This is a genomic window from Microbacterium halophytorum, assembly GCF_002970975.1.
Classification (GTDB): Bacteria; Actinomycetota; Actinomycetes; order Actinomycetales; family Microbacteriaceae; genus Microbacterium; species Microbacterium halophytorum.
Genome location: NZ_PNFA01000005.1, coordinates 338,572 through 358,605 on the forward strand (window position 1 = coordinate 338,572; position 20,034 = coordinate 358,605).

At 74.2% G+C, this 20,034-nt stretch carries 16 protein-coding genes; 6 read left to right on the top strand and 10 right to left on the bottom strand.

Annotated features, from left to right (window positions below):
- Positions 1-6: 6 nt before the first annotated feature.
- The 4 genes from C0010_RS07205 to C0010_RS07220 all read right to left on the bottom strand — a co-directional run bounded on the left by C0010_RS07205 (position 7) and on the right by C0010_RS07220 (position 4,408).
- Positions 7-1,914 (bottom strand): M3 family metallopeptidase, encoded by a 1,908-nt coding sequence (locus C0010_RS07205; RefSeq protein WP_105566365.1) that lies wholly within the window; start codon positions 1,912-1,914, stop codon positions 7-9.
- A 17-nt stretch (positions 1,915-1,931) separates the two neighbouring features.
- Positions 1,932-2,534: an NUDIX hydrolase family protein gene (locus C0010_RS07210; protein WP_105566366.1), complete on the bottom strand. Its 603-nt coding sequence runs from the start codon at positions 2,532-2,534 to the stop codon at positions 1,932-1,934.
- Positions 2,535-2,699: 165 nt separating this feature from the next.
- The gene (locus tag C0010_RS07215) at positions 2,700-2,846 is read right to left on the bottom strand and encodes a methionine/alanine import family NSS transporter small subunit (protein ID WP_105566367.1); all 147 of its coding nucleotides are present in this window, start codon (positions 2,844-2,846) and stop codon (positions 2,700-2,702) included.
- Positions 2,843-4,408, bottom strand: coding sequence for a sodium-dependent transporter (locus C0010_RS07220; RefSeq protein WP_105566368.1), 1,566 nt, complete (start codon positions 4,406-4,408; stop codon positions 2,843-2,845). Before C0010_RS07220 ends, C0010_RS07215 begins: the two co-directional genes overlap by 4 nt.
- 450 nt (positions 4,409-4,858) lie before the next feature.
- Here C0010_RS07220 and C0010_RS07225 point away from each other — a divergent pair, with 450 nt between their 5' ends.
- Positions 4,859-6,634 carry an ABC-F family ATP-binding cassette domain-containing protein gene (locus tag C0010_RS07225; RefSeq protein ID WP_105566369.1) on the top strand — a complete coding sequence of 592 codons (1,776 nt, stop codon included), beginning with the start codon at positions 4,859-4,861 and terminating at the stop codon, positions 6,632-6,634.
- Here the strand turns inward: C0010_RS07225 and C0010_RS07230 are convergent.
- Positions 6,573-8,021 carry an MFS transporter gene (locus C0010_RS07230; protein WP_105566370.1) on the bottom strand — a complete coding sequence of 483 codons (1,449 nt, stop codon included), beginning with the start codon at positions 8,019-8,021 and terminating at the stop codon, positions 6,573-6,575. The two genes, C0010_RS07225 and C0010_RS07230, sit on opposite strands and share 62 nt — an antisense overlap.
- 102 nt (positions 8,022-8,123) lie before the next feature.
- On the opposite strand from C0010_RS07230, the gene C0010_RS07235 reads away from it, so the two are divergent.
- The gene (locus C0010_RS07235; protein ID WP_105566371.1) at positions 8,124-9,005 is read left to right on the top strand and encodes a helix-turn-helix transcriptional regulator; all 882 of its coding nucleotides are present in this window, start codon (positions 8,124-8,126) and stop codon (positions 9,003-9,005) included.
- A gap of 27 nt (positions 9,006-9,032) precedes the next feature.
- Here the strand turns inward: C0010_RS07235 and C0010_RS07240 are convergent, their stop codons facing one another.
- On the bottom strand, positions 9,033-9,326 hold the full coding sequence (locus C0010_RS07240; RefSeq protein WP_105609290.1) for a hypothetical protein: 294 nt from the start codon (positions 9,324-9,326) through the stop codon (positions 9,033-9,035).
- Positions 9,327-9,530: 204 nt separating this feature from the next.
- Between C0010_RS07240 and C0010_RS07245 the strand changes: the two genes are divergently transcribed.
- Both C0010_RS07245 and C0010_RS07250 read left to right on the top strand, forming a co-directional pair.
- Positions 9,531-14,441, top strand: a complete 4,911-nt coding sequence (locus C0010_RS07245) for an Lhr family ATP-dependent helicase (protein WP_456299256.1) — start codon at positions 9,531-9,533, stop codon at positions 14,439-14,441.
- 349 nt (positions 14,442-14,790) lie between these two features.
- Entirely contained in the window at positions 14,791-15,198 is a 408-nt protein-coding gene (locus C0010_RS07250) for a transferase (protein WP_105566374.1), read from the top strand.
- Positions 15,199-15,379: 181 nt separating this feature from the next.
- Here the strand turns inward: C0010_RS07250 and C0010_RS07255 are convergent, their stop codons facing one another.
- From C0010_RS07255 to C0010_RS07270, 4 genes are all read right to left on the bottom strand, one after another.
- Positions 15,380-16,147 (bottom strand): LysR substrate-binding domain-containing protein, encoded by a 768-nt coding sequence (locus tag C0010_RS07255; protein WP_198410811.1) that lies wholly within the window; start codon positions 16,145-16,147, stop codon positions 15,380-15,382.
- Between the two features lie 195 nt (positions 16,148-16,342).
- Entirely contained in the window at positions 16,343-16,834 is a 492-nt protein-coding gene (locus C0010_RS07260) for a glutaminase (protein WP_105566375.1), read from the bottom strand.
- A gap of 163 nt (positions 16,835-16,997) precedes the next feature.
- Positions 16,998-17,723: a GTP pyrophosphokinase gene (locus C0010_RS07265; protein WP_105566376.1), complete on the bottom strand. Its 726-nt coding sequence runs from the start codon at positions 17,721-17,723 to the stop codon at positions 16,998-17,000.
- Positions 17,724-17,788: 65 nt separating this feature from the next.
- On the bottom strand, positions 17,789-18,274 hold the full coding sequence (locus tag C0010_RS07270; protein WP_105566419.1) for a DUF2231 domain-containing protein: 486 nt from the start codon (positions 18,272-18,274) through the stop codon (positions 17,789-17,791).
- A gap of 129 nt (positions 18,275-18,403) precedes the next feature.
- Here C0010_RS07270 and C0010_RS07275 point away from each other — a divergent pair, with 129 nt between their 5' ends.
- Both C0010_RS07275 and C0010_RS07280 read left to right on the top strand, forming a co-directional pair.
- Positions 18,404-18,907 (top strand): sigma-70 family RNA polymerase sigma factor, encoded by a 504-nt coding sequence (locus tag C0010_RS07275; RefSeq protein ID WP_105566377.1) that lies wholly within the window; start codon positions 18,404-18,406, stop codon positions 18,905-18,907.
- Entirely contained in the window at positions 18,904-19,821 is a 918-nt protein-coding gene (locus tag C0010_RS07280) for an anti-sigma factor family protein (RefSeq protein ID WP_105566378.1), read from the top strand. Before C0010_RS07275 ends, C0010_RS07280 begins: the two co-directional genes overlap by 4 nt.
- The last annotated feature ends 213 nt before the right edge of the window (positions 19,822-20,034 follow it).

Sequence of the window (20,034 nt, forward strand, 5' to 3'; positions counted from 1 at the left end):
CGTCGGTCAGCGGCCGCCGAGGAACTCCCGGTACGCATCCGTCGCGAACGGGCGCCCCAGGAAGGCCTCGACGAGGTCGGCGGCATCGCGGCTGCCGCCCGGTTCGAGGATCTCGCGCCGGTAGCGCGCCGCGGATTCCGCGTCGAGCGGGCCGGCGAAGCCCGTGAGCAGGTCGCGCGCGATCACGAGGCTCCACTGGTAGGTGTAGTAGCTCGCCCCGTACCCCGTCAGGTGCCCGAATGAGGCGTACGAGTGGCTGCCCTCCGGCCGCGCCACCGGCGTCGACGCCGCGTGCCAGCGGTCGGTCGCGGCGGCGATATCCGCGGGCCCGTCGACGTGCAGGTGGTACGAGACGCGGGCGTGCCCCAGCTGGGTGCGCACGAGCAGCGCCCGGCCGAAGGCGTCGGCTTCGCGCATCCGGCGCACGAGCTCTGCGGGGATCGGCTCGCCGGCGTCGTTCACGGCGAACGAGGCGAGCACACCGGCGTCCCACGCCCACTCCTCGAGCATCTGGCTCGGCGCCTCGACGAAGTCCCACTCGGTCGCGACGCCCGAGAACGCGAGCCACTCCTGGTCGCCGCCGAGGATCTGGTGCACGAGGTGCCCGAACTCGTGGAAGAAGGTCTGCACCTGGCGATGCTCCATCAGCCCCGTCGGGAAGTTGCACACGAGCGCGGCCTCGGGCAGCACCCTCCCCCGCACGCCGGGCGCGATGCCGAAGCAGGCCGCGTGGTTGTACTTGCCGTCGCGCGGGTGCAGGTCGAGGTGGATGCGCCCGATGCGCGCGCCGTCGCGGACCACGTCGTAGGAGCGCACATCGCCGTGCCAGGTCGGCACCTCGACGGGCACGTACGCGATGTCGAACAGGCGCCCCGTCGTCGCCAGGACGCCGCCCAGCACCCGTTCGAACGCCAGGTACGAGCGCACCTCCTGCGCGTCGACGGCGAAGCGCTCCTCGTGCAGCCGCGCCAGGAGGTACTGCTGGTCGGCCGTGGTCACGGCCTCGGCGTCAGGAACCTCCTCGCGCAGGCGGGCGAGGAGGAGCGCGTACTCGCGTTCGGCGGCCTCCCGCGATGCCTCGTCGACCTCGTCGAGGAAGGCGGCGACACGGGCGCTGGAGCCGGCCATCCGCTCCTCCGTCTCGTAGTCCGACCAGTCGCCGTACCCGAGCAGCGCGGCGCGCTGGCGCCGCACGTCGAGCAGCTCGGCGAGCACGGCATCGTTCTCGGGCCAGGCGAGGTCGGCGCGGGCCGCGGTCAGGGCGATCCGGGTCGCGCGATCCGTCGCGTAGCGGCTCACCGGCATCACGTCGGTGGAGTCGGTCGACAGCGCGACGAGCCCGTCGTCGCCGACCGGATGCCGCGCGACGAAGTCAGCGGGCAGGCCGGCGAGCGCCTCGGGCGCCACGCGGATCTCCCGCCGCCCCTCGCGGATGCTGCGGGCGAACGCCAGGCCGAGCTCTGTGTCGCGCGCCGCGAGCTCCCGTGCCGTCGACCGCGTTGCTTCGTCGCGGTCGGCGGCGCCGCGGCGGAACCCTCGCAGAGCGCGCTCGCGCACGCGGGCGGCGTCGGCGTCGAGGTCCGCGGGGTCGGCGCCCCCGAACACGGCCGCGAGCTCGGCGTCGGCCATCAGCTCCGACAGCTTCGCGCTGCCCCGTGCGAGGCGCGATTCGGCCGCCTCCCGCACCTCCCGATCCGGATGCACTTCGCTGAGCAGGCGGGCCTCGTTGCGCACCGAGCGCACCGCGATCTGCACGTCGTGCCAGATCGCGAGGACCTCCGGAGCGGAGCGAGCCGTGCCGTCCACGAGCCGCGCGACGAGCTCGTCCGCTCGGGCGAGGCGGTCGTCGGAGCGCGTGCTCGCGAAGGCGAGCCAGGCGGACAGGGCCGAGGGGTAGGCGATCGGTTCAGTCACCCGATCGAGCGTACGCGTCAGCGCAGCGCGCCGAGGTGCGCCAGGGCCTGGCGCACGAGGGCTCCGCGGCCGCCCTCCATCTCCGCGGACACGGCATCGCTGGCGGCCTCATCCGGCGACAGCCACGTGAGCTCGAGCGCGTCCTGGCGCGGCTCGCACGTGCCCGTGACCGGGACCACGTACGCGAGCGACACGGCGTGCTGGCGCTCGTCGTGGAACGCCGAGACGCCCGGCAGCGGGAAGTACTCCGCGACCGTGAACGGCACGGGCGACGGCGGGATGGCGGGGAAGGCCATCGGGCCGAGGTCGTTCTCGACGTGGCGGAACAGGGCGTCGCGCACTGTCTCGCCGAACCGCACGCGCCCCGACACGATCGTCCGGCTCATTTCGCCCAGCGGGCTCGCGCGCAGCAGCAGGCCGACCTCGGTGACCTGGCCGTTCCCGTCGGTGCGCACCGGCACGCCCTCGACGTAGAGGAACGGCAGCCGGCGCCGCGCCTCGGCGAGCTCGACCTCGCTGAGCCAGCCGGGGTTCGCGGCCCCGCCGTCCGACAGCGGGTCGGACGGCAGGTCGTCCGGGTCGTCCGGCATGTCATCCGGGTCTGGCGTGCGAACGGTCATGCCTCCTGTATACCCCGTCGCGGACGGCGGGCGGGCCCACGCGCCCTGGCGCCGCGAACGCGCCCCGGGGCGCGGCCGACGAGGCGAGCCGCAGCGCGCCTCCCAACGCGACGCGGCCGCGGTCGGTGCGCTCGGCACCGGCCGCGGCCGCGTCATCCGGATTCCCTACGGACCTGTGACGGGTTCGTCCTCACCGCCGGTCGGGTAGGCCTCGACCTCTGGCCTCCTGGCCAGGAAGACGATGCTCGCGACGAGCCCGCCCCAGACCACGACGGCCGCGATGATGAGGAATGTGATTGCGATGGCGCTCATCGGGCGCCTCCCTTCACTCCGAGCTGCTCATTGGTGGGCCATGCCTCGAACTTCGATGGGTCGTGGCGCCAGCGCACCGACGGCAGGATGAACGCGAAGACGAGGATGACGATCAGGCTGCCCCAGCCGGCGACCCAGAGGTACCACGTCGGGTAGCCCTCGTAGCCGTTGGTGAGGAAGTCGACGACCTTCGAGATCAGCATGTAGGCGAGCACGATCGGCGCGAGGATGCCCGTGAACACCTGCCAGATCGTGCCGACCTTGAAGGTCGAGACGGTGCTGAGGTGCTTGGCGAGCTCGGGGCCCTTGCGCCTGACCCAGAGCACGATCACCGCCATCGCGACGGCCGAGCCGACGATGCCGAGCTGGTTGGTCCAGGCGTCGATCGTGTCGAGGGCCGTCAGGCCGGATGTCGTGCCGAACAGGACGAGCGAGATCACGGCCAGCACGCCGCCGAAGCCGTAGACTGCCTGCGCCCGCGACCAGCCGAACTTGTCGCGCACGGCGGCCATCACGACCTCGAGGATCGAGATCAGAGAGGTCAGGCCCGCCAGGGTCAGCGCTCCGAAGAACAGGGCGCCGAAGAACGGGCCGCCCGGCATCTCGTTCACGATCGCGGGGAAGGTGACGAACGACAGGATCGGGCCTGTGAGGCCCTCCAGCTCCCCGATCCCGACGCCCTGCTGGAAGGCGAGGAAGCCGAGCGCCGCGAACACGCCGATTCCGGCGAGGATCTCGAACGACGAGTTCGCGAATGCGACGACGAGACCGGCGCTCGTCATGTTCGAGCGGCGGCGGCGGTACGTCGAGTACGTGATCATGATGCCGAACGCCACGGACAGCGAGAAGAACACCTGGCCGTACGCCGCGATCCAGACGTTCGGGTCGCCGAGCGCCGCGAAGTCGGGCGTGAAGAAGGCGTTCAGGCCGTCGGCGGCGCCCGGCAGCGTGAGCGCGTAGATCACGAGGATGAGGAACCCGACGATGAGCAGCGGGATGAAGATCATGTTGGCGCGCTGGACGCCCTTGACGACGCCGAAGCCGAGGATCACGAGCGTCACCACCCACATGATGGCCAGCGGGATCAGCACGGCGCCGACGAAGTCGAGCGTGAACGGGCTCGCGTCGACCTTCAGGTACTCGCCGACGAAGAAGCCGGCGGTGTCATCGCCCCAGCCTCGCCCGAAGGAGAAGACGAAGTAGCTCGACGACCACGCCAGCACGGCGGTGTAGTACAGCGCGATGAACACGCAGATGCCGACCTGGAACCAGCCGAGGCCCTCGCCGAGCTTGCCGCCGAGCCGCTTGAGCGCGGTCGGCACCGAGCCGCGGAAGCGGTGGCCGATCGAGTAGTCGAGGAAGAGGATGGGGATGCCGGCCGTGACGAGCGCGACGAGGTACGGGATGAGGAACGCCCCGCCGCCCGACTCGTACGCGACGCCGGGGAAGCGCCAGATGTTTCCGAGGCCGACGGCCGAGCCGATGGCCGAAATGATGAAGCCGGTCTGGCCGGTCCACTGCTCGCGCTGTGGTACCGCCGCGGCGGCGTCTGCTCGCGACATTGCGTTCCTTCGTCTGTGTCTCTTGTGGAGGTAGCGGGTGCGAACGCGCGCCCGTGTCAAAGGGAGATCGTAACCTGTGCGCCAGCTGAATGAAAGCGGGTTCGCCGACGGACGACGCCGTGATCTGCCCAGTGGCGGGCCCGACCCGCTCGCGCTGCGTGCGCATTCCGCTCATCCGGCGGCCCGCGACGGGATCGGGGTGCCGCGAGCGCGGGGGCGCCTGTGGACACCGCAGGGGCATGCGGGCTACGCTGTCCTGGCCCCTGTCGTCGAACGAAGGATCACCGGTGAAGATCGTCGCAGCTTCCGCGCTCCCGCGCTGAACCGACGACGCTCGCCGTACCCCCGACGGGCTGACCCGCCTCGAGGCTCCGCCTCGGCGGGCGCCGCGGTTCCGCGCACCCAGAACCTGGTGTGCACGAACGCACCGCGGCCCCGAAGGAGGGCCCTATGCCTGTACTCACTCTCTCTTCCGTCACATACGCCTGGCCGGACGGGTCGCTCGCGCTCGACGATGTGTCCGGCTCGTTCGGCTCCGGCCGCACGGGCCTCGTCGGCCGCAACGGCGCCGGCAAATCCACCCTTCTGCGGCTCTTGTCCGGGGCGATGGCCCCGACATCCGGAACGATCACCCGCGAGGGCGGCGTCTCCTCCCTGCCGCAGCGGCTCACTCTCGACGTCGACCGGGGCGTCGCCGAGCTGCTCGGCGTCGCAGCGCCCCTCGCCGCGCTGCGCGCGATCGAGGCCGGCGACCCCGACCCCGCGCACTTCGACGCCGTCGGCGACGACTGGGACGTCGAGGCCCGCGCACAGGCCGCCCTCGCCGAGGCCGGTCTCCCGCCTGATGCACTCGACCGCACCGTCGGCACCCTTTCGGGCGGCGAGGCCGTGCTCGTGGCGATAGCGGGCATCCGGATGCGGCGAGCGCCGATCACGCTGCTCGACGAACCGACGAACAACCTCGACCGCGACGCCAGGGCGCGCCTGTACGACATGGTTCGCGCGTGGCGAGGGGCCCTCGTGGTCGTCTCGCACGACGTCGCCCTGCTCGAGCTGATGGACGACACCGCGGAACTGCACGAGGGCGGGCTGTCGGTGTTCGGCGGCCCGTACTCCGAGTGGCGCGCGTGGCTCGAGACCGAGCAGGCGGCGGCCGCGCAGGCCGAGGTCGACGCGAAGAAGGCATTCGCGAAGGAGAAGCGGCAGCGCATCGAGGCGGAGGCGAAGCTCGCCGCGCGTGCGCGGTCCGCGAAGAAGGCCGAGATCGAGAAGCGCGTGCCGAAGATCATCGCACAGGGCCGCAAGCGCGCCGCGCAGGTCTCGGCCGGTCGCCTGCGCACGGAGGTCGCGGGGAAGGAGGCCGAGGCGCGCGCCGCGTACGACGAGGCGCAACTGCGCGTCCGCGACGACGATCGCGTCAGGCTCGACCTGCCCGACCCCGCCGTCGCCGCGGGGCGCCGGATCGCGACGTTCGCGTCGGCGATCCTCGCCGCGCCGGACGCGGACGGCGGCACCGACGGCGGAACCCCCGGCGGCGCTCGGGAGGTCGTGGACGCCGCGGATGCCGCGGCGAGCGCGGGCGCCCCGCACGCCTTGCCGGGCGACGAGCGCCGCTGGGTCGTCGAGGGCCCGGAGCGGATCGCGATCATCGGGCCGAACGGCGCGGGGAAGACGACGCTGCTGCGGGAGCTGCTGGGGCTGCCCGCGCCCGACGCAGGAGCCCCAGGCTCCGCCGCGACGGAACCCGCGGAGACCAGGGGGCCGGCGCCGGGCGAGGAGCGACGGCGCCCGGCGCCCTCCGCCGTCGCGCACACCGACCGCATCGGGTACCTGCCGCAGCGCATCGACGGGCTCGACGACGCCGCGACGGTGCTCGACGCCGTGCGGGGCGCGGCGCCGGGCGTGCCCGATCGCGAGCTGAGGAACCGGCTCGCGCGCTTCCTCATCCGGGGCGATGCCGTCGCCCGGCCGGTCGGCACGCTCTCGGGCGGCGAGCGCTTCCGCGTCGCGCTGGCCCGGCTGCTCCTGGCCGACCCGCCGCCGCAGCTGATCGTGCTCGACGAGCCGACGAACAACCTCGACCTCGACACGGTCGACCAGCTCGTCGACGCCCTGCGCGCCTACCGCGGCGCCGTCGCGGTCGTCAGCCACGACGACGCGTTCCTCAGCCGACTGGGCGTCGATCTGACGCTGGAGCTGCGCGACGGGGTCCTGACGGAGAGGTGAGCCCCTCCCCCGCGCCGAGCGTGCGGGCGAGGGCGGCGAACACGAGGGCGCACACCGCGTGCACGACGAACACGACGCCGAGCGCGCCGTCGAGCCCTTCGCCGCCTTCGCCCGCGACGGCCGAGAACACGCCGCCGAGCACCGCGACGCCGACGCTCAGCCCGACCTGCTGCATCGTGGTGAACAGGCCGCTCGCCGCGCCGGCGGCCCAGCCGGGAGCCCGCGAGAGCACGGTGCCCAGCAGCGGCCCGAACATCATCGCCTGCGCGGCGCCGAGCGGGATCAGCACGGCCTGCAGCGTCCAGATATCGTCGCGGCCCGCGAACGAGAGCAGCGCGATGGCGAGGAATGCCGCGGCCTGGGCGAGCGCCGCCGCCGTCATCGCACGGGGCCCCGCCGTGGGCAGGAGCGCGGGAAGCAGGACCGACGTCGCGACGAACGCGAGCCCGAAGCCGAGAACGAGCAGCGCGGCGCCGAGCGCCCCGAGCCCGAAGCGCGCCTGCGCGAGCGCCGCCAGCTCGTACAGGAACGCGCCATAGGTGGCGAAGAAGAGCAGCGTCATCACGAGGCCCCGCCGCACGACCCGGACGCGCAGCACGGAGGGAGGCACGACGGGCTGCTCGCCCCTGCGCTCCGAGCGCCGCTGCATCGCCCAGAACGCGATCAGCGCGACGACGCCCGCGGCGAGCGCCGCGACCGTCAGAGCATCGCCACCGCCGATCGTGAGCGGCACGATGAGGAGCAGCACGGCCGCGCCCGCCGTCGCGGCGCCCGGCAGGTCCATCGCGAGCCTCTCGGCCGACCGCGACGCCGGCACTGCCCGAACCGCGGCGATGCCCGCGAGCGCGATGGCCCCGGTCGCGACCTGCACCAGCCGCCAGCCGAGCTCGTCCGGGACGACGGCGGAGACCGCCCCAGCCGCGACCTGCCCGAGCACCGTGCTGGCGCCGCTCATCGCGGCGAAGAGCATCATGCCGGTGCGCTGCAGGGGCCCGTCGGCCGCGGCCCGGATGATCGAGAGCACCTGGGGCGTCAGCAGCCCGGCGGCCAGACCCAGCAGCACGCGCAGCGCAATCAGTGCGGCTGCCGTCGTCGCGAAGGCCGAGGCGATGCTCAGCAGCGCCACCCCGACGCCGCCGGCGACGAGCATCCGGCGCCGCCCGAATCGGTCGCCGAGCCTGCCGGCGACCACGAGCGACGCGGCGAACGATGCCGTGTACGCCGAGAGCACGAGCTGCTCGACGGCCGGCGAGGCGCCGAGGTCGCGCCCGATGTCGCGGATCAGCACGTTCACAGACCCGAACGTGAAGTTCACGGGGACGTAGACGATGAGCAGGACGGCGAGCCCGGATGGAGCGAGCGCGCGGCCGGTGTTCTGGGAAGACATCGCACCAGCGTCCGCCGGGATTCATCCTGTTACCAGAAGCCCATTCATCCTATTACCAGCGGCACCTGGCACGGAGCTTCGGGAGCCGCCAGACTGGGAGGCATGACGGGAGCAGAACCGCAGCTGGGCGAGCTCGGCGCGTTCCTCCGCGCGCGCCGCGAGCGGGTGTCGCCCGGGGAGATCGGGCTCGCTTCGACGGGGCGGAGGCGTACGCCGGGCCTGCGCCGCGAAGAGGTCGCGCAGCTCGCCGGTGTCGGCATCACCTGGTACACCTGGCTCGAGCAGGGCAGGGCGTCCGGGGTCTCGGAGCAGGTCATCGGCGCCGTGGCGCGGGTGCTCCGGATGACCGAGGCGGAGCGGCACCATGCGCTCGTGCTGTCGGGCCACGCGCCCGTGAAGCAGGCGCCGCCGATGCGGCTGCTGCCGTCGCAGGCGGCGATCCTCGAGAAGCTGCTGCCGTTCCCCGCAGCGGTGCAGACCGACGGCTACGAGATCGTCGCGTCGAACCGCGCCTACCGGTTCCTGTTCGACGACCTCGACGCCTACGACCCCGACGACCGCAACTGCGCGTGGCTGATGTTCACCGAGGCCGCGTGGCGGGGCGCCCTCGTCGACGAGTCGCAGGTGCTGCCCGACATCGCGGCCCGACTGCGCGCGCACCGCGCCGAGCACAGGGACGAGCCGCGGTGGGAGAAGCTGATCGACCGCCTGCTCGAGCGCTCCGACGACTTCCGCCGCCTGTGGGAGCACCACGAGGTCGCGGACGAGCGCACCCGGCTGCGTCGGTACCGCTCGCCGCGGGCGGGTGCCCTGAACGTCGATTTCCAGAGCCTGTGGCTCGACCAGCGCAGCGGCGCGCGCATCATCGTGATGTCGCCCGCCGACCGCGCGACGGAGGAGCGGCTCGAACGGCTCTCCCACCTGGTCGCGTCCGCGCCCGCGTGGACGGCGCGCGACGGCGTCGTCGGCGAGCTCGCGAGCTGACGGCGGTCGGGCGGCGCGCGGGCGGGGTCAGCGCGGGAGCGCGCCGCCGTCCGCGCCGGGGTCGCCGCCGTCCGGGCCGGCCCCGCCGTCGTCGGGTCCGCCCCGCTCGGGCCCTGATCCTCCGGCCCCGCCGCCCTTCTTCGGCGTCGCGAACGCGAAGGCGAAGACCGCCATGAAGGCGCAGCCGATCGCGATCCATACCCCGAGGTCGCCCGTCGCGACGCCGATCGCCGTTCCCACTCCGAGCCCGAGCGCGACGCCGAGGCCCCAGTTCGGCTCTCGATCCGCCCACCGCCCCGCTGGTTTGCTGGTGTCAGACATCCGGGCCCCCTTCCGGCCGGTCGTGCCACAACGGTACGCCCGGCTCGCGCCGCGGCGCCTCCCCCGTGCGGCGGAGATCTCGGGGCGCGAGGGCGCGGCCCGCCCCGTCGTCGCGGGGTCGAGCCGGTGCCGGCGACCCCGCGCGGGCGCTTTCGGCCGCAGCGGCACCGCCGAGCACGCCGGATGTCGGCGCTGAGGGGCAGGATGGAGGCCATGGACGTTCTCGATCGGTTCTCCCCCGCCACGCGGGAGTGGTTCCGCGGGGCGTTCCCGGCGCCGACGAGCGCGCAGGCCGGCGCGTGGCAGGCCGTCTCGAAGGGCAGGCACGCGCTCGTGGTCGCGCCGACGGGCTCCGGCAAGACGCTGGCCGCGTTCCTGTGGGCGATCGACCGCGCGTTCCGCGAGCCGCGCGACCCGGCGTCGAAGACCACGCGCGTGCTCTACGTGTCGCCGCTGAAAGCGCTCGGCGTCGACGTCGAGCGCAACCTCCGCTCCCCGCTCGTCGGCATCTCGCAGGCCGGCCGCCGCCTGGGCATCGAGGTGCCGGATGTCACGGTCGGGGTGCGCTCAGGCGACACCCCCGCGAACGAGCGGCAGAAGCTCGTGCGGAACCCGCCCGAGATCCTGATCACGACGCCGGAGTCGCTCTACCTGATGCTCACGAGCCAGGCGGCGAAGACGCTGCGCGGTGTGCACACCGTGATCGTCGACGAGGTGCACGCCGTCGCGGCGACCAAGCGCGGCGCGCACCTCGCGGTGTCACTCGAGCGGCTCGACGACGCCATCCGGGCGGGCGGGGGCGAACCGGCGCAGCGCGTCGGGCTGTCGGCGACCGTGCGGCCGATCGACGAGGTCGCGCGCTTCCTCGGCGGTGCCGCGCCCGTCGACATCGTCGCTCCGCGAGCGTCGAAGACGTTCGACCTGCGCGTGACCGTGCCGGTCGACGACATGCAGAGCCCACCGCCCGCGGGCTCCGGGCGACCCGCGGCCAGCGGGGGCCCGACCGGAGCCCGCACTTCGGCGAGCGACGGGGGCGACCGCGCGTCGGGCGCCGCCGGCGACGAGTCCGACGACTGGTTCCGCCCGCCGCAGCAGACCGAGATCACGGGCTCGATCTGGCCGCACGTCGAGGAGGCGATCGTCGACCGCGTCGTCGAGCAGCGCTCGACGATCGTGTTCGCGAACTCCCGTCGGCTCGCCGAGCGCCTCACGGGGCGATTGAACGAGATCTACGCAGAGCGCCTCGGGCTCGAGGCTCCCCCTCCGGCGAAGGCCGCTCTGAACGGGCCGACGACGTCCGAGACCGCGGGCGTCGCGCCCGTGCTCGCGAAGGCGCACCACGGCTCGGTGTCGAAGGAGCAGCGCGCCCAGGTCGAGGACGAGCTGAAGTCGGGCTCGCTGCGCTGCGTCGTCGCGACCAGCAGCCTCGAGCTCGGCATCGACATGGGCGCCGTCGATCTCGTGATCCAGGTCGAGGCCCCGCCCAGCGCCGCCAGCGGCCTGCAGCGCGTCGGGCGCGCAGGGCACCAGGTGGGCGAGATCAGCCGCGCCGCGCTGTTCCCGAAGCACCGCGCGGACGTTCTGCACACGGCGATCGTGACCGAGCGGATGCTGTCGGGGCAGATCGAGGCGATCGCGGTTCCGCAGAACCCGCTCGACATCCTCGCCCAGCAGACCGTCGCGGCGTGCGCGCTCGACGCGCTCGAGGTCGAGGAGTGGTACCGCACGGTGCGGCGCTCCGCCCCGTTCCGCACGCTTCCGCGCGGTTCGTTCGAAGCGACGCTCGACCTGATCGCCGGCCGGTATCCGTCCGACGAGTTCGCCGAGCTCCGCCCCCGCGTGGTCTGGGACCGCGACGCCGGCACGCTCGAGGGTCGGCCGGGTTCGCAGCACCTCGCCGTCACGAGCGGCGGCACGATCCCGGATCGCGGGCTGTTCGGGGTGTTCGTGGCCGGCGAGGAGCGCGGCGCGCGCGTCGGCGAGCTCGACGAGGAGATGGTGTACGAATCGCGCGTGAACGACGTGTTCACGCTCGGCACGACGAGCTGGCGCATCGTCGAGATCACGCACGACCGCGTCAACGTGGTGCCCGCCTTCGGCCAACCGGGGCGCGTGCCGTTCTGGCACGGCGACGGCTTGGGGCGCCCCGCCGAGCTCGGCGAGGCACTCGGCGCCATGACCAGGCAGCTCTCCTCCGCGCCGCGCGAGAAGGCCGCCGACCGGCTCACCGAGGCGGGCCTCGACGAGCGGGCGGTCGCGAACCTGCTCGACTACCTCGACGAGCAGAAGGAGGCCACCGGCTCCCTCCCGACCGACCGCACGCTCACGATCGAGCGGGGCAAGGACGAGGTCGGCGACTGGCGCATCATCCTGCATTCCCCGTACGGAATGCACGTGCACGCACCGTGGGCGCTCGCGGTCGCCGCCCGCATCCGGGAGCGCCTCGGCGTCGACGGCTCCGCCGTGGCGAGCGATGACGGCATCATCGCGCGGATCCCGGACGCCGAGAGCCAGCCGCCCGGCGCCGAGCTGTTCGTCTTCGAGCCCGACGAGCTGGAGCAGATCGTCACCGACGAGGTGGGCGGTTCCGCGCTGTTCGCGTCGCGCTTCCGCGAGTGCGCCGCCCGCGCGCTGCTGATGCCGCGCCCTCGCCCGGGCAAGCGCACGCCCCTGTGGCAGCAGAGGCAGCGCTCGGCGCAGCTGCTCGAGGTCGCCCGCCGCCACCCGACGTTCCCGATCATCCTGGAGACCCTGCGCGAGGTGCTGCAGGACGTCTACGACCTGCCGGCGCTGATGCGGATCGCGCGCGGAATCGGCGAGCGGCGCATCCGGCTCGTCGAGACCGAGACGCCGCAGCCGTCGCCGTATGCCCGCGACCTGCTGTTCGGCTATGTCGGGGCGTTCATGTACGAGGGCGACTCGCCCCTCGCCGAGCGCCGGGCCGCGGCGCTCTCGGTCGACCCGGCCCTCCTGAGCGAGCTGCTGGGCCGCGTCGAGATGCGCGAGCTCCTCGACCCGGATGTCGTGGCCCAGTACGAGGCCGAGGCGCAGCGCCTCGCTCCCGACCGGCGCGCCAGGGGCGTCGAGGGCGCCGCCGACCTGCTGCGCACGCTCGGGGCGCTCACCTCCGCCGAGGTCGCCGCGCGCCTGCGGGGAGGCGAGGCCGAGCGAACGGGCGACGGCGACGCGCCGCGGGCCCCCTCGCGCACGGGGCCCCCGACGGCCGGGGACGACGCGAACTGGCCGGACGCCGACGCAGCGGCACCCCCGCCGCCGGCCGCGGCGGACGCCGTGGCGGCGGCACACCTCGACGGGCTCGTGCGCGCGCGCCGCGCCATCCGCGTCACGATCGCCGGCGAGGCCCGCTTCGCCGCGATCGAAGACGCCGGGCGGCTGCGCGACGCGCTCGGGGCCGCCCTGCCGGTCGGCGTGCCGAACGCGTTCCTCGAACCCGTCGCTGACCCGATGGGCGACCTCGTCGCGCGCTACGCCCGCACGCACGGGCCGTTCACGACCGCGGCCGTCGCCGCGCGGCTCGGCATCGGCGTCGCGGTCGCGCGCCACACCCTGCAGCGGCTGGAGGCCGACGGGCGGATCGCGAGCGGCTTCTTCCTCCCCGAGGGCGAGGCCCCTGGCGCGGGCCCTTCCGCCGGCGGAGCCGCGGAACCGGGGGCGCCGCGCGATGCGGATGGGGCGCGGCACCCCGAGGGCGCCGAGCCCCGCGCACGCGGCGCCGGGGCATCGGCGGCCCCCGACGAGAACGAATGGTGCGACGCGGAGGCGCTCCGCCGCATCCGGATGCGCTCGCTCGCGGCGCTGCGCGGCAGCGTCGAGCCAGTCTCTCAGCCCGCCTACGCGCGCTTCCTCGCCGATTGGCAACACCTCGTCCGGCCGCTCGAGGGGATCGACGGCGTTCTCGCGGCGATCGAGCAGCTCGCCGGAGTGCCCGCGCCGGCCAGCGCGTGGGAGTCGCTGCTGCTCCCCAGCCGGGTGCGGGACTACAGCCCCGCGATGCTCGACGAGCTCACGTCGACGGGCGAGGTGATCTGGGCGGGGCACGGCACGCTGCCCGGCCGCGACGGCTGGGTGTCGCTGCACCCCGCTGACGCGGCGGGCGTCACGCTCGGCGACCCGGCGGAGGAGGAGTTCGCGCCCGATTCGCTCGAAGGACGCATCCTGGGGGTCCTGTCGTTCGGCGGCGCCTACTTCGCGCCGCAGCTCGCCGAGCTGGCGAGGGCGCGCACGCCCGACGCCGAGGCGGCGGAGGTGTCGGAGTCGGCCGTCGTCGATGCGCTCTGGCGACTCGTGTGGGCCGGTCGCGTCACGAACGACACGTTCTCGCCCGTGCGCACGCTGCTGGCCGGCGGTACCCAGGCGCACCGCGCGAAGCGGCGCCCGCCGCGGGCGCGCGCGTTCCGCGGCGCCGGGCTGCGGCAGCCCGCGCCGCGCCCGACGATCGGCGGCCGCTGGTCGCTCCTGCCGCTGCGCGAGCCGGATGCGGCGGTGAGGGCGACCGCGACGGCGTCGCTCCTTCTCGACCGGTGCGGCGTCGTCACGCGCGGCGCCGTGCAGAGCGAGGGAACGCCCGGAGGGTTCGCGCAGGCGTACCGCACCCTGGCGGCGCTCGAGCGCGCTGGCCACTGCCGGCGCGGCTACCTCATCGAGAAGCTCGGGGCGGCGCAGTTCGCCGCATCGCCGACGATCGACCTGATGCGGCGCTTCGCCGCCGCACCCGACCCCGCGCCGCTCGACGCGCTCGTGCTCGCGGCGACCGACCCCGCCAACCCGTACGGCGCCGCGCTGGCGTGGCCGACGATCGACGGCGTCAAGCACCGGCCGGGGCGCAAGGCCGGCGGCCTCGTCGTCACGGTCGACGGCGAGCTCGTGCTGTACCTGGAGCGCGGCGGGAAGAGCGCGCTCGTGTTCTCCGGCGACGAGGCCGTCGTGGGCGCCGCGTCGCGCGCGCTCGCCGACACGTCGCGCGCGCGGCGCCTCGAGACGCTCACGGTCGAGCAGGCGAACGGAGAATTCATCTACCGCGCGTCCCTCGGCCGCGCCCTGCGCGCCGCGGGCTTCGTCGAGTCGACGAAGGGCCTCACCCTCCGCCGCGCGTAGCCGGCCGCCCGCCCCCGACACCGCGGGGGAACGCCCCCACCGCCGCGGTGTCAGATGACGCGCCGGAACCCGCACGCACGGCGCGTCGTCCGACACCGCGGCGGGCGTGCGCACCGGTGTGTCGGTCGCCCGCGACACGCCGCACTTGCGCGTCACAGGCGACCGGTATGCTGTCGCGGACATAGGCGGTGCGCCGGGGGTTCCGCACCGCGGGCACGACGCCGTGCGGTGCGGATTCCCCCGGCGCGATCGGCCCACTCGGGTGGATTCCCTGCCGGTGGGAATACCTCCGGCGGGTAGTGTGTTTACGCAGTTAGGCAGGCCTAAGTCAAGGCCACGGAAGGACATCGTGGGCAAGAACTACGTCGATATTGAAGACGACAACGGCGAGACGCTGCGGTACCGGAAGCACATCAACGGCCGCGGGTTGGTCGCGCACGGCGCGAAGGTCCACCCCGAGGCCCGCGTGGAATCCGGCGCATACATCGAACCCGGCGTGCGCATCGACGCCGGCGCGAAGGTCGCGAAGGGCGCCTGGATCGAACCGAACGTTCAGATCGGCATGGGCGCCGTCATCGACGCCAACGCGCACATCGGCCCCGGCGCCGCGATCGGCGCCCGCGCGCACATCGGCATCCGGTCGATGATCGGCGCGGAGGCGCTCGTCGCTGACGACTCGATCATCGCGGACGACGAGAAGATCGCCACCGGCGCGCGGATCAGGACCGACCGCCGAGGCTTCCACCTGGCCGCCTGACCCACCACTCGCGACGCACCCGCTCGGCCCCGCCGGCGGGTGCGTCGCCGTATGCGCCGGCTCCCCTGCGCGCGCCGGTGCGTCCGCGTGCGCGCGAGCGCCGAAGGGACGTTCGCCCGGGTGAGCGGCCGGCGTTCGGCGGCGCCGACCGGGCCGCGGGGAACGATGCGGACGCCGGACCTCAGCGCGAGGAGCGCACTCCGCGGCCGCGCGTGATGCCGGCGAAGTGCTGCACGTCGTCCGCGTCGCGGTCGCGGCGCCATGCGAGCGCCACCTGCGACACGGGGGCGCCCGCGAGGGGGCGGTAGTCGGCGTCGCGCCGGTGGTGCAGGCGCGCGAGCGACATCGGCACGACGACGACGCCGATGCCCGACGCGGCGATCGCGATGGCGTCCTCCGTCGTCGCGGGAGCGTCGAAGCGCGGCGCGGCGGTCGGCAGCCCGAGCTCGCCCAGCACGTCGTCCGCCGCCGTGATCAGGACTTCGCCGGCCAGGTCATCCGGGGCCAGCTCGTCGGCGGCCATGAGCGACGACTCGTTCGACGCGACGACGACCGGCACCTCGTCGTAGAGCCGCAGGATGTGCACGTCGTCGGCGTCGCCCGCCAGGGGGAGGCGCACGATCGCGGCGTCGACCTCGCCGGCGTCCAGCGCCGTGCGCTGCTCCGCCGCTGTCAGCGGCACGAGCTCGATGGCCTGCTCGGGCCGCTGCTCGCGCCAGCGCTGGACCCATTTCCCGGGCGTCGCGCCCGCGACCGTGCCGAGGCGGAAGGTGCGCGGCCGCGGCGCGGCGTCCCCGCGCGCCGAAGCGCCCCGCTGGGCCTCGCCGCGCCGCCCGCGCGAGGCCGCGGCACCGTGCCCGCTGCCCCGCGCGCCGTTGCGGCCCGCGCCGCGCCCGGCGGAGCCCCGCGCCTGCCCGCGCGCACCGCGACCCGGATTCCGCTTCACCATGTCACTCAGCGTACGGCGCGCTCCGCTCCCGCCGCTGTGTGCGCCGCCGGGCAGGGCCCGGCACTCCGTGGGCCGAGCACGGCACCGGCCCCGGCATGCCTCGCGTGCGCACGACGCCGACCCCGCCGCCGCACGGCCGCTCGGTCGCGCCCGAAGCGCTTCGCCGCGCGGATCGTGCCGCGCGTCGGCGGCCGCTCACTCCCCCAGCAGCGCGTCGATCTTCTCGCGGAGGTATGCCTCGAGCGGCATGGTCGCGCCCGCGGCCGTCCACCGGATCCGCACGACGCCGTCGACGACGCGCAGCGGCCCCGCCGACCCCGACGCGGAGAGCGCGCCCAGGTCGATCTCGACGTGATCGACGTCGACGACGTCGCCCGGCGAGAACCCGCCGCGCACGCACATCGCCTCGGCGTCCGCGCGGCGGCGGGCCGCATCCGACGTGAAGCCGCGGCGGCGCTCCTCGCTCGCACGCAGAACGTCGCCGACCTCGTAGACGGCCTCAGCGGAGATCAGGAGCGTGCCGACGCGCCAGGCCTCGCCGTCCGGGACGACCTTCGGGCGCGCGCCCGCGGCCGCGCGCAGCCGGCCCGGCACGACGAGCCGCCCGAGGTGCTCGCGCGGGGCGTCGGCCAGGCGCTCGCGCGCGGCCTCGAACAGCTCGACCGCCTGCCGCCCCGCGTCTTCCACCCCACCAACCTACGCGGCCCGCGGGGCGGGATCCGAGCGCGCACGCGTCCGTTCGGGCACGACCGGGCGCGGACCCCCGTGGGGAGACCACGATCACCGGCACCCGAGCGGCGGATCACCCGGCGCGGCGCCGGGCGTCACAGGGCGCGGTGCCCGCGCACCGTCAGGCGCGCTGGGCGCCGCCGTCGTCCTCCACGATCCGCAGCGGCCGCACGGGCGCCGACGCCGAGCCGTGGATCTCGCGGTGGATCCGCTCCATCCGCTCGTCGAGCTCGCCCGCAGTCAGGGCCGCGTCGCGCAGGCTGTCGAGGATGCGCTTGGGGACCTGCTTGTCGTACTTGTAGTACGTCTTGTGCTCGAGGCTCGCCCAGAAGTCCATCGCGATCGTGCGGAACTGCACCTCGACCGGAACCCGGACCTTGCCCGTCGAGAGGAAGACCGGCACGTCGACGATGGCGTGCAGCGACTTGTACCCGTTGGGCTTCGGGTTCGCGATGTAGTCCTTGATCTCGCGCACCTGCACGTCGTCCTGCGCGCGCAGCTGGTTGAACATCCGGTAGACGTCCGTGACGAAGCTGCACGTCACCCGCACGCCGGCGATGTCGAGGATGTTCGTCCTGATCGATTCGAGGTCGGGGTCGATGCCGCGGCGCATCACCTTGTCGGCGATCGAGTCGGCGGTCTTCAGCCGCGTCTCCACGTTCTCGATCGGGTTGTACGCGTGCGCGTTCTCGAAGTCCTCGCGCAGGATCAGCATCTTCGTCTCGACCTCCCGCATGCCGAAGCTGTACTGCGAGAGGAACCGCGTGAAGTCGTCGCGGAACTGGCGTGCCTCGGAGAGGGTGCGCGGGTCGACGACGACGCCCTCGGCCGCGTGCTCTGCTGTCATGGCCCCAACGTATGCACCCCGCGTTGGCATCGGCTGTGAGATGTCGATGATCCGGATGGGCGGCGTCACCCCCACACGGAACGGGCACCGGCCTCTCCGATGAGCACGACCATCGCGACGCTCCCGACCGCGACGACGACGGCGGCCGCGGCGAGCGCGATGCCCACGGCCCGCTCCCCGCGCGTCGGCGATGCGCCGCGCCGCTCCCGGCCGCGCGCGCCGCGGCGGAACCACAGCCACTGCGCGACGGCGACGACGAACAGCGCGATCGCCCACGGCGGCAGCATCCTCCCGAGCGCCTCGTGGGCCAGCGCCGATGGCACCGGGCCGACGCGTTCGAGCAGCGACTCGCCCGACAGGATCGCGACGGGCGTGAGCACGAGCGCGGCGAGCGCGAGCAGCGGCGTGATGAGGCCGAGCCTGCGCCTCAGCGCCGGCCAGAGGGCGCTCAGGAGCACGGCGAGCGCCGCCAGGGGCACCAGCACGACGACGCCGTGCACGACGAGGGGGTGCAGAGGCAGCCCCCACACTTCGAGGTCATCCGGGGTCATACTCGAGAACACGAGGCGGATCACCGACGGGTTCAGATGAACTCCCGCGCGCCCCGCCTCGTGTCACCGAGGGAACGCCAGAGCGATCGGAGCCGCCGATCCGTCCGGCGGACCGACGGGAGGCGGCGGATGCCGAGCGATGCGGAGCGGCTGGGCGCGCTGTACGACGCGCACGCCGGGCCCGTGCGCCGCTACGTGGTGCACCTCACGGGCGACGCGGCCGGCGCCGACGACATCGTGCAGGAGACGCTGCTGCGCGCGTGGCGCACCCCGCGGGTGCTCCAGGACGAACCGGGGTCGGCCCGTTCGTGGATGTACACCGTCGCCCGCCACCTGGTGATCGACGAGGCGCGCAGCGCGCGGCGCCGGCACGAGACGAACGTTCCGGACCCGCCGGAGCGCTCCATGCGCGACGCCACCGACGCGCTGTTCGACGAGATCCTCATCGCCGAGGCGCTCGCCTCCCTCAGCGAGGCGCACAGGGAGGCCGTCGTGCTGGCCTACTACGGCGGCCGCTCGGTCGCCGACATCGCCGCCGAGACCGGCACCGCGGAGGGCACCGTGAAGTCGCGCCTGCACTACGGACTGCGCGCGCTCCGGCTCGCGCTCCAGGAGAAGGGGGTCACGCGATGAACGCCGCCGACGACCACACCCGCTTCGCCGAGTGGGACGCCGCCTACGTGCTCGGCGCCCTTCCCCCCGCCGACCGCGCCGCCTACGAGGAGCACCTGTCGCGCTGCGGCGCGTGCCGCTCAGCGATCGCGGAGCTGTCGCCGCTGCCCGGCCTGCTGTCGCGCGTCCCGAGCGACCGCGCTCTCCGGATGATCGGGGGCGACGCGGCCGCCGCCCCGGGCAGCGACGCCGCCCCGGCCCGGCGCGCCCGCGACCCCCGCACCGACCCGGCACCGGGTCATCCGGGCGCGCGGACCCCCGCAGCGCCAGGTCATCCAGGCATCCGCACCCCCGCCGCAACGGGGCATCCGGACGCTCATACCACCGGGGCACCGGATCACCCGGACACCCCCACTCCTGCCGCTCGGAACGATCCGGATGTCGACACGGCCGACGGCGGCCCGCGCGCCGAACTGATCGACATCGGCGTCGCGCGGGCGCGGCGGCGGCGCGTCGCCCGGTGGGGCGCCGGTGCGCTCGCGGCGGCCGCCGCCGTCGCGGCGATCGTCGCGCTCCCGATGTGGCTGACGCCGCCGGGCGCACCGGGCCCCGAACGCGAGAGCATCACCCTCGCGGCCGACGCCGACGTGCCGATCGAGGCCTCGGTCGAGCTCACGGAGGTCGCGTGGGGCACGCGGATCGAGATGGACTGCCGCTACGACGGCGCTGGGGCACCGGGCGGGGCCGCCTATGCGCTGGTCGTCGTCGGGGCCGACGGCACCGCGCGCGAGCTGTCGAGCTGGCGCGCGTACGGCGGCGCGACGGCCGAGCTCAGCGCGGGGACGGCGCTCGACCTCGACGAGATCGCCTCCATCGAGATCCGCTTCCCCGGCGGCGACGCGCCCCTGCTGAGCGGCACGGTCCCCGCCGGCTGACCCGAGTCCCGTCGCCCGACAGCTGACTGCTCCGCCCCCGCGAACCCCGCCGCGGTGACAGAAAACGCGCCGAAAACCGCCTTGAGCCCTCTTTGCCAGGCTGTGTGTGAGTCGTTCGGCTCGGGGAACGGAGTCGTGAGATGACATTGAGTCCAGGGTTCACGAGCTCGCAGATTCGCGGGTTCGTGCATGAGTATCAGCGGCAGCGGTATG

Excerpts from the sequence above, each read along its gene's own strand:
- C0010_RS07210 (WP_105566366.1), bottom strand. The coding sequence starts at position 2,534 with ATGACCGTTCGCACGCCAGACCCGGATGACATGCCGGACGACCCGGAC.
- C0010_RS07215 (WP_105566367.1), bottom strand. The coding sequence starts at position 2,846 with ATGAGCGCCATCGCAATCACATTCCTCATCATCGCGGCCGTCGTGGTC.
- C0010_RS07220 (WP_105566368.1), bottom strand. The coding sequence starts at position 4,408 with ATGTCGCGAGCAGACGCCGCCGCGGCGGTACCACAGCGCGAGCAGTGG.
- C0010_RS07225 (WP_105566369.1), top strand. The coding sequence starts at position 4,859 with ATGCCTGTACTCACTCTCTCTTCCGTCACATACGCCTGGCCGGACGGG.
- C0010_RS07230 (WP_105566370.1), bottom strand. The coding sequence starts at position 8,021 with ATGTCTTCCCAGAACACCGGCCGCGCGCTCGCTCCATCCGGGCTCGCC.
- C0010_RS07235 (WP_105566371.1), top strand. The coding sequence starts at position 8,124 with ATGACGGGAGCAGAACCGCAGCTGGGCGAGCTCGGCGCGTTCCTCCGC.
- C0010_RS07240 (WP_105609290.1), bottom strand. The coding sequence starts at position 9,326 with ATGTCTGACACCAGCAAACCAGCGGGGCGGTGGGCGGATCGAGAGCCG.
- C0010_RS07245 (WP_456299256.1), top strand. The coding sequence starts at position 9,531 with ATGGAGGCCATGGACGTTCTCGATCGGTTCTCCCCCGCCACGCGGGAG.
- C0010_RS07255 (WP_198410811.1), bottom strand. The coding sequence starts at position 16,147 with ATGGTGAAGCGGAATCCGGGTCGCGGTGCGCGCGGGCAGGCGCGGGGC.
- C0010_RS07265 (WP_105566376.1), bottom strand. The coding sequence starts at position 17,723 with ATGACAGCAGAGCACGCGGCCGAGGGCGTCGTCGTCGACCCGCGCACC.
- C0010_RS07270 (WP_105566419.1), bottom strand. The coding sequence starts at position 18,274 with ATGACCCCGGATGACCTCGAAGTGTGGGGGCTGCCTCTGCACCCCCTC.
- C0010_RS07275 (WP_105566377.1), top strand. The coding sequence starts at position 18,404 with ATGCCGAGCGATGCGGAGCGGCTGGGCGCGCTGTACGACGCGCACGCC.
- C0010_RS07280 (WP_105566378.1), top strand. The coding sequence starts at position 18,904 with ATGAACGCCGCCGACGACCACACCCGCTTCGCCGAGTGGGACGCCGCC.